6 protein-coding genes and 1 pseudogene are annotated in these 7,438 nt (G+C 39.3%); 1 reads left to right on the top strand and 6 read right to left on the bottom strand.

All coding sequences use genetic code 11. The features are described from left to right. The 5 genes and pseudogenes from ACTHJT_RS16530 to ACTHJT_RS16510 all read right to left on the bottom strand — a co-directional run. Nucleotides 1-1,343, bottom strand: a pseudogene (locus tag ACTHJT_RS16530) (translocation/assembly module TamB domain-containing protein); the annotation flags it as partial. A gap of 221 nt (nucleotides 1,344-1,564) precedes the next feature. Beyond that, the gene (locus ACTHJT_RS16525; protein ID WP_440240240.1) at nucleotides 1,565-2,365 is read right to left on the bottom strand and encodes a Cof-type HAD-IIB family hydrolase; all 801 of its coding nucleotides are present in this window, start codon (nucleotides 2,363-2,365) and stop codon (nucleotides 1,565-1,567) included. Nucleotides 2,366-2,584: 219 nt separating this feature from the next. Continuing rightward, nucleotides 2,585-3,376, bottom strand: coding sequence for a class I SAM-dependent methyltransferase (locus ACTHJT_RS16520; protein WP_440240238.1), 792 nt, complete (start codon nucleotides 3,374-3,376; stop codon nucleotides 2,585-2,587). Further along, a complete protein-coding gene (locus ACTHJT_RS16515; RefSeq protein WP_440240236.1) occupies nucleotides 3,363-4,352 on the bottom strand; it encodes a polysaccharide deacetylase family protein in 990 nt (329 codons plus the stop codon). Before ACTHJT_RS16515 ends, ACTHJT_RS16520 begins: the two co-directional genes overlap by 14 nt. 113 nt (nucleotides 4,353-4,465) lie before the next feature. Further along, nucleotides 4,466-5,698: an NADP-dependent isocitrate dehydrogenase gene (locus ACTHJT_RS16510; RefSeq protein ID WP_440240234.1), complete on the bottom strand. Its 1,233-nt coding sequence runs from the start codon at nucleotides 5,696-5,698 to the stop codon at nucleotides 4,466-4,468. Between the two features lie 142 nt (nucleotides 5,699-5,840). On the opposite strand from ACTHJT_RS16510, the gene ACTHJT_RS16505 reads away from it, so the two are divergent. Beyond that, nucleotides 5,841-7,058 (top strand): AI-2E family transporter, encoded by a 1,218-nt coding sequence (locus ACTHJT_RS16505; protein ID WP_440240232.1) that lies wholly within the window; start codon nucleotides 5,841-5,843, stop codon nucleotides 7,056-7,058. A gap of 163 nt (nucleotides 7,059-7,221) precedes the next feature. Here the strand turns inward: ACTHJT_RS16505 and ACTHJT_RS16500 are convergent. After that, nucleotides 7,222-7,438 (bottom strand): hypothetical protein (locus ACTHJT_RS16500; RefSeq protein WP_440240230.1); only part of this gene is annotated, 217 nt, incomplete at its 5' end.

The following is a 7,438-nucleotide window of genomic DNA, read 5'->3' as shown; positions in this document are numbered from 1 at the left end:
GACCGATCTTTGTTTTTATGGATAATCTCTATTGTATCGAGTGCCGGAACAAGCAATAGTAAATCTTTAACCGCTACCTGATTATTTTTCATATTGCAATCAACCGATAGGGTAGATATAAGCTCCTCTAAGGAACTGTATTGGATGCGGATGTCCTGGCCAAGGCGGGAGTGGTTGGTGACGAGAGATAAATCCGTTAATGATGCTTTGTTTGCGTCCATATAAGCTTTTGTTTCAAGCGAACGGATTCCGAAGCCACTTTTATCCTGCGCAGATAAAGATTCGATGGTCGCTTCAATCAACGGGCCGTTATAAACAAGATCTTTTGCATCTGTATTGATATTTGTTAGCGCCAGATGATTCCAATCGATCCCTGAAGAAATTTCGGCTTCATTAACAATATCCATTTTGAAATCATTTTGCTCAAGCTGCAATGATGATACCTGCACGTTCCATCCGGAAGTTGATGTGTCTGCATAAGATGTCGTATTCGATTTTTTTAATTGAACAAGCGATGAGCTTTGTTCAATCGAAAGTCCATCGGAAACGATTGCCTGTTCAATCAGGTCTATGGAAGTATGTTCTAATTCAAGGATACCGATTGTTGCTGAAGCAAACAGGGATGAAATTTGATCTGAATAACTGAATGAAGAACGTTCTATGGTTAATCCGGATACGGATACGCCCCGCCATCCTGCAGAAGTACTGGTGTCGGGTGTTGATTGTTTGGTGCTGCGAACACTGCCATGAACATCAGATAAAGAAATATCTCCAACATCAGCAAAACTCTTATTCAGGTCGAGCTTATTTAATTCGCCTTTCATTTCACCTAAAGAGAGATTCATATACAAGCCGCTCAATGAATCTTCCATGTTGAAGCGGCCATGTGACAATACAATGGATTTGGCTTTGACTGTCCACGGTGTTCCGCTTTTCGTTGTATCTATACTGACTTCTTTTTTATTGTCGGAAGTAAATGCATCAAGCAGAAACTGAAAGTTGAATGTACTATCCCGTTCATTGCGTTTTAAGTGTACAGAAAAATCATCCAGTTCTGTAGATTCTATGGAAACCGTGCTCGTGAGTAAGGCCAGCATGTTGATATCCAATTCCAGTTCTTTTGCGGCGATCAGTGTATCATGTTTCTGATCTTCGAGAAAGATGCCCTGCAACAAAATCGATTTTGGAAATTCCAGGTCGATGTATGCCAGTTCAACGCGTGTATGTGTTTTGTCGCTGATGTAGGAGGTTACTTTGGAAACTAAAAAATTCTGAACGGAAGGTACTTTTAAAATTGCCCATAAGGATATGAATAGGAAAAGAAATAATCCTATGAATACCAAAAAAGTTTTGGAGACGAATCTTAGTATTTTCCTCCCGCGGGTCATCGTAATCCTGAATTGGGGCTTTCAAATGGTTTATATATAATTTACCATTTAAAATTCCGTAATGCAACCTGCAAAGGCTATGATTAACCCTTACAGGGGAAATCATAATAATAAAATCATTCAGAGAAAGTATTATAGAATAAAGACTTTTTTTTATAGAAAAATGAGTTTTGTCCCTATGTTAGCCCGGCAAGGATAAAACGTTCCACTACTTCTGCCACACCATCGTTATTGTTTGAGGCAACAATTGCATTGGCTTTGTCGCGTAGTTCCGGATTTACATTATCAACCCATACGCCTAAACCGGCGTACTGCACCATCGACAGGTCATTTTCTGCATTACCAACAGCAATGATTTCTTCTTGTCTGATATTTAGCTTAGCCGCCAGGCGTTTTAAGCTTTCTGCTTTGTCTATGCCGTGATGCGTCACTTCAAGGAAATAGGGCTTGGAAGTAGCTACGCTTTTATCCGGCATTTCTGCTTTTAAGATTTTCTCAACCTGCTTTAAATAGGAAGGATCTTCCAGCAGGATACACTTAATCGCAGAGCTATTTACCGCGGCTTTGAAATGACTTACTTTGGCAAAGGGCATGCCGGTGATCTTTTTTTCGATATCAATATAAGGTGACTCTGTTTCACTAATGATGGCGCCGTTGATATAGGTTATGATATGTACTTTATGTTCTATACTGAAATCATACAGGCGATGGATTTCTTCTTTCGTTAAGCTTTGTTCGAATAAAATGCTTTCATCTTTCATGCGCATGATCACAGCACCATTGTAAGCAAGAATATATGAATCATATTTGGCCAGATCCAATTCAGCTGCATAGGATGTCATGGCAGGAGTCGGGCGACCGGAAGCCAATACTACATATACACCCAGCTCCTGTGCTTTGAGTAAAGCGGATTTATTTTTTTCTGAAATGCGGTGATCGTCGGTAAGCAGCGTGTCGTCCATATCAAGGACGAGCATTTTGTATTTCACGTTGATAATTATGAGTTATGAATTATAAATTATGAATTGGGTAAATATTATAGGTGTGAATAGAAAACAAAGGACGTTATTCCTTATAGAGAAGAGATTCTGTTTTGTTCTTATTTGCTTGGGAAGAAATAAATATGAAATTGTGGTTATGAATTATGACTGGGGTTTTAAATTCATAATTTATACTTCATAACTCATAATTAATTATCATTTTTCTGCAACAACAATCAAATGACCGGTAAAGTTTTTAAACGGACTTTTTTCGAAGCGTTGTTTGGAATTAAATAGCTCCAACATTTTTGCATACGTTTTGCCGATTGTCTTTCCAAATTTATAACCTGTACGTACCGAGGCAAACATGCGGCCGATACAGGTGATATGCTTAAATCCGATTTGTTTTAGTGTGCGTTCTTCTTTGCTTGCAGAAGTAAAGTAAGCATTATGGTACTCGGTTCCTTTTAATGCATGTAAGACTTTCTTCATGTGATAGAAAATATAATAACCTTCAGTAGCAAGCGTATTCACATGGGTAATAAATATGCGGCCACCGGGTTTTAATGTTCTATATATATCCTTATATGATTCCAGCACGATCTTGCTGTCGAGATAGCGCAATACTTCAATACTGATGATAAGATCAAATGTATTGTCTTCAAACGGAAGTGTATTGGAATATCCTTCCACGAAAGAAATATCGGGAAAATTCTGACGGGCATAATCCAGCATTTTAGTTGATGGATCCAGGCCAGTTACGTGATAGCCCAGTGTGTGTATGTAAGAAGAGAAGTGTCCGGTGCCACAGCCCAGATCAAGGACTTTAGCACCTTTGGGAAGTTTGGATAAAATCGCATCTATTTCTTCAAACATCTGGTAGCGTCCGTAAATAAACTCATCGGTATATTTTCCCTGAGTGAAATTTACATATCTGCCCTGAAAAATACTGCTGTCAATATCGTGACGTTCAACAGCGCGTTTAATAATTTCTTTATCGTTGCTCATAGTTATTTAAGATCGAGTAACATTTATTCATTGTCCGGGATTCAAACCCATAAATTTGATGAAGTGTTTGCTGATGTTCCAATATAGAACGAAGGAAGTCCAGATTTTTCTGAATGTCTTTTCCAAAGTTATGCGGATGCCACCACAAATGAAAGATTTTACCATTGAATGCAGCCTGGGTCATGGCATTGGTAATGCGTTTCAGGCGCAAGCCTTCCAGCCAGCTCAGTTTGGCTGAATAGGGGCGTAGAAAACGGCTTGCAGGAATGTTGTATAATCCGCTGGGATCTTTTAATTCTGTCCAGGAAGTGCAATGAATGCCACTGATATTCCAATAGGAATCAATGATGCGGCAGATCCGGCGCCAGGTTGTTTCTTTTGCACGACTGAGTGGCATGTATAACCAGCTGTCTTCCGTCCCTCTGAAACCCATGAAGCCTGCTTCCTTGCAAATACGTAAATATACTGCGTTGTATTGGTTGCGTGGAAAAATGATTGTATTCAGAGGTATTCCTAATGCATGCGACCGTTTTTTGTAAGCTTCAATATCCGCTTTGAAGGTTTCCGGACTGGCACCATCCTCCAGGGTGTAATAATGCGAGAAAGTATGAGAGGCGATTTCATGCACACCTTCCCGGTGAATCTGTTCGATCATGGAAAGCGCAAAATGAAATTTGTCATCTTCTTCCGAATGTCCGAGATGCTGTAAATATTCAGCAGTTAAGTTATATGCCGTATGGGAATAATGAGGCATACTTTCCGGCATACCGGCAAGCAGCGTTTCTTTATTTGGAAAGCTCAATAAACCTACGGTTGCAAACGTTGCTTTAATATTGAACTCATTAAAAAGGCTGAGCAGGCGGGGCATGGCTTCACGTACGCCAAGAATATTTTCAGCATAATGCTCCTTTGTTTTGGAATCTCTTACACCCCAATACAATTCAAAATCCAGCGATATGACAAATGCTCCGTTCAAAATAAAAAGTTAAATGACTCTGTTAGATTATACGCAAAATAAATGATTGTGTATAAAAATAAAACCCCGCTGAAGGCAGCGAGGTTTTAGATAAATGATTTATATTCCGGAAATTACTTCTTTAACGCAACTTTCAGATTGTCGTCAATTGCAGCTAAGAATTCTTCTGTGTATAAATAGTGTTTGCCATGCTCCACTTTGTTGCCGTGGATACAAACAGCTAAATCTTTAGTCATTTTCCCGCTTTCAACCGTAGCGATACATACTTTCTCAAGTGTCTGGCAGAAGTTAACCAATTCCTGGTTGCCGTCTTTTTTACCACGGAACTCTAAACCTCTTGTCCATGCGAAGATAGAAGCTATCGGGTTCGTAGAAGTTGGCTTGCCAGCCTGGTGATCTCTGTAATGACGGGTTACTGTACCGTGTGCAGCTTCAGCTTCCATGGTAGAACCATCCGGAGTAACCAATACAGAGGTCATTAAACCTAATGAGCCGAAACCTTGTGCAACTGTATCAGATTGTACGTCTCCATCATAGTTCTTACAAGCCCATACAAAGTTACCATTCCACTTTAATGCAGAAGCAACCATGTCATCAATCAGACGATGCTCGTAAACGATACCCGCTGCATCAAATTTAGCTTTGTATTCTTTTTGGTAGATATCCTCGAAAATATCTTTGAAGCGACCATCGTATTTCTTTAGGATGGTATTTTTAGTAGATAAGTATAATGGCCATTTTTTGCTTAACGCCATGTTGAAGCAAGAGTATGCAAAGCCTTTAATTGACTCTTCAGTATTGTACATACCCATTGCCACGCCCGGGCCCTGGAATTTGTATACTTCATGCTCAATTACTTTACCGTCTTCACCTTCAAACTTGATTGTTAATTTACCTTTGCCCGGTACAACGAAATCTGTTGCTTTGTACTGATCACCAAATGCGTGACGACCAACAACGATAGGAGCAGTCCAGTTAGGAACCAAACGTGGTACGTTTGTACAAACGATCGGCTCACGGAATACTGTACCATCAAGGATGTTACGGATAGTTCCGTTTGGAGACTTCCACATTTGCTTAAGTTTGAACTCCTGAACACGCTGCTCGTCCGGTGTGATAGTAGCACACTTAATACCAACGCTGTATTTTTTTATTGCTTCTGCTGCATCAATTGTAACCTGGTCATTTGTAGCATCGCGGTGCTCCATACCCAAATCATAATATTTGATATCTAAATCCAGGTAAGGAAGGATCAATTTATCTTTAATAAATTTCCAGATAATTCTTGTCATTTCATCGCCATCCAGTTCAACAACCGGGTTAGCTACTTTAATTTTTCCGCTCATTTTCTCTTAAGAATATATTGTAGTGAATTTAATAAACTAAGTATAATCCCTCAATATTACGTATTAACCCGTAAAAATTCAATGCTTATTCGGTCTTTCCTGTTACTTGTTGATAATGAGTTGAATATAATAAGTGTTTGCAATGATTGAAAATACACCGCAAAGATTTTTATATAAAAAGAATCATTTTGGATGTATTGACGGTCTGAAAGTTATTCATGATCTTGCATGGATTTCCATCATTTCTCATCCTTTTTATCATATGAATAACCCAAACAGTCCGGAATCTCCTTTTGTTAAAAATTCGATAGAAACAACGATACGATTGATCTTATTCCTGGGGATGATTGTATTCAGTTATATCATTCTCATGCCTTTTTTGTCCATTTTGTTGGGTGGGATTATCCTGGCGGTGGCAGCCATGCCGATATTGAGTTTTCTCCGCAATAAATTTAATATGACCGATAAGTGGGGCGCAATATTCATGACGGTGGCAGCTTTGGTCATATTCATATTGCCGTCTTATCTGTTGATTCATTCGCTCGTAAAAGAACTTTCTAATGTGTTTTCAGATACCAATGCCGGACAATTGGATACGTTTGTCGACAATCTCCAGCACTTACCTCTTATAGATAATGCATTATATGATTTTGGTAAGCGTGTCACAAACGATTCTTCTATCGTATTTAAGGAACACGCTACACAACTTGAAGCCATTGGTATGGCGGTATTGAACTTTATAGGCAGCCTTGGTCTCGGGCTGTTACACTTTTTTGCTTCAGTGATTGTTGCGGGACTTTTCCTGGCGCATTCCAAAGCGTCTTCTGAACTGGCGCATAAAATATTTGTTCGTATTGCCGGGAAAAATGGTGAAGAGTTTTCGCATATCGCAGAGCGTACCATACAAAATGTAACCAAAGGAATAATCGGTGTTGCCTTTATTGAATCGGTCCTGGCAGCATTCGGTTTCTTTATGGCCGGCGTTCCTTTAGCTGGTGTATGGACGATTGTATGTTTGCTGCTTTCCATTATTCAGGTGGGAATTGTACCATTGAGTATTCCAATCGTTATTTATATGTTTTATACAGGCAGCCCTGTTGCAGCAACGTTGCTGGGTGTATGGTTATTCCTGATCTATCTGTTGGAGCATTTAATGAAACCTGTGCTTTTAGGTAAAGGCGCGCCGGTGCCTATGCCGATCATATTTGTTGGTGTGATCGGTGGATTTGTTGCCGGCGGTTTTATCGGCATGTTCCTGGGAGCAGTGCTGTTTTCCATTGCCTATAAACTATTTCTGGTATGGCTGGAAAATGATGTGCAGAAGGTGGCGGATCAGGAGGATGTAACGCACATAGAATAAGAAATTCCAAATAACAAAAAGCAAATTCCAAACAAAGCATAAATCAATACTTGGATAGCAAATAAAAAGAGTGGCATTAATTTAATGCCACTCTTTTTATTTGCAGTTTTGATTAAGCCGTTTGGAATTTGCTTTTTTTGTTATTTGGAATTTAAGTCTTGCTTTAATATCCAAAAATCTCCTCCAGCGTTAATTCATGCACTTCACCGAAGTTGCTTAATGCATTGAAATCAATTTTATCTTTTGATCCGATAATTAAAATAATTCTCGGATGATTGTTGATGTAGGTTTGCTGAAACCTATGGATATCATCGAAGGTCATCGTAGAAATTGAATCATAAATTGCTTTACGAATGTCTTCTGTATAGCCCATACGTTTG

The organism is Cytophaga sp., from assembly GCF_051961495.1.
GTDB lineage: Bacteria > Bacteroidota > Bacteroidia > Cytophagales > Cytophagaceae > Cytophaga.
Note: the sequence above shows the minus strand (reverse complement) of the source record. Positions and strands in the feature narration are given on the sequence as shown.

Coding starts and splice junctions, on each gene's coding strand:
- ACTHJT_RS16505 (WP_440240232.1), top strand. CDS start 5,841: ATGATTGAAAATACACCGCAAAGATTTTTATATAAAAAGAATCATTTT.
- ACTHJT_RS16520 (WP_440240238.1), bottom strand. CDS start 3,376: ATGAGCAACGATAAAGAAATTATTAAACGCGCTGTTGAACGTCACGAT.
- ACTHJT_RS16510 (WP_440240234.1), bottom strand. CDS start 5,698: ATGAGCGGAAAAATTAAAGTAGCTAACCCGGTTGTTGAACTGGATGGC.
- ACTHJT_RS16525 (WP_440240240.1), bottom strand. CDS start 2,365: ATGCTCGTCCTTGATATGGACGACACGCTGCTTACCGACGATCACCGC.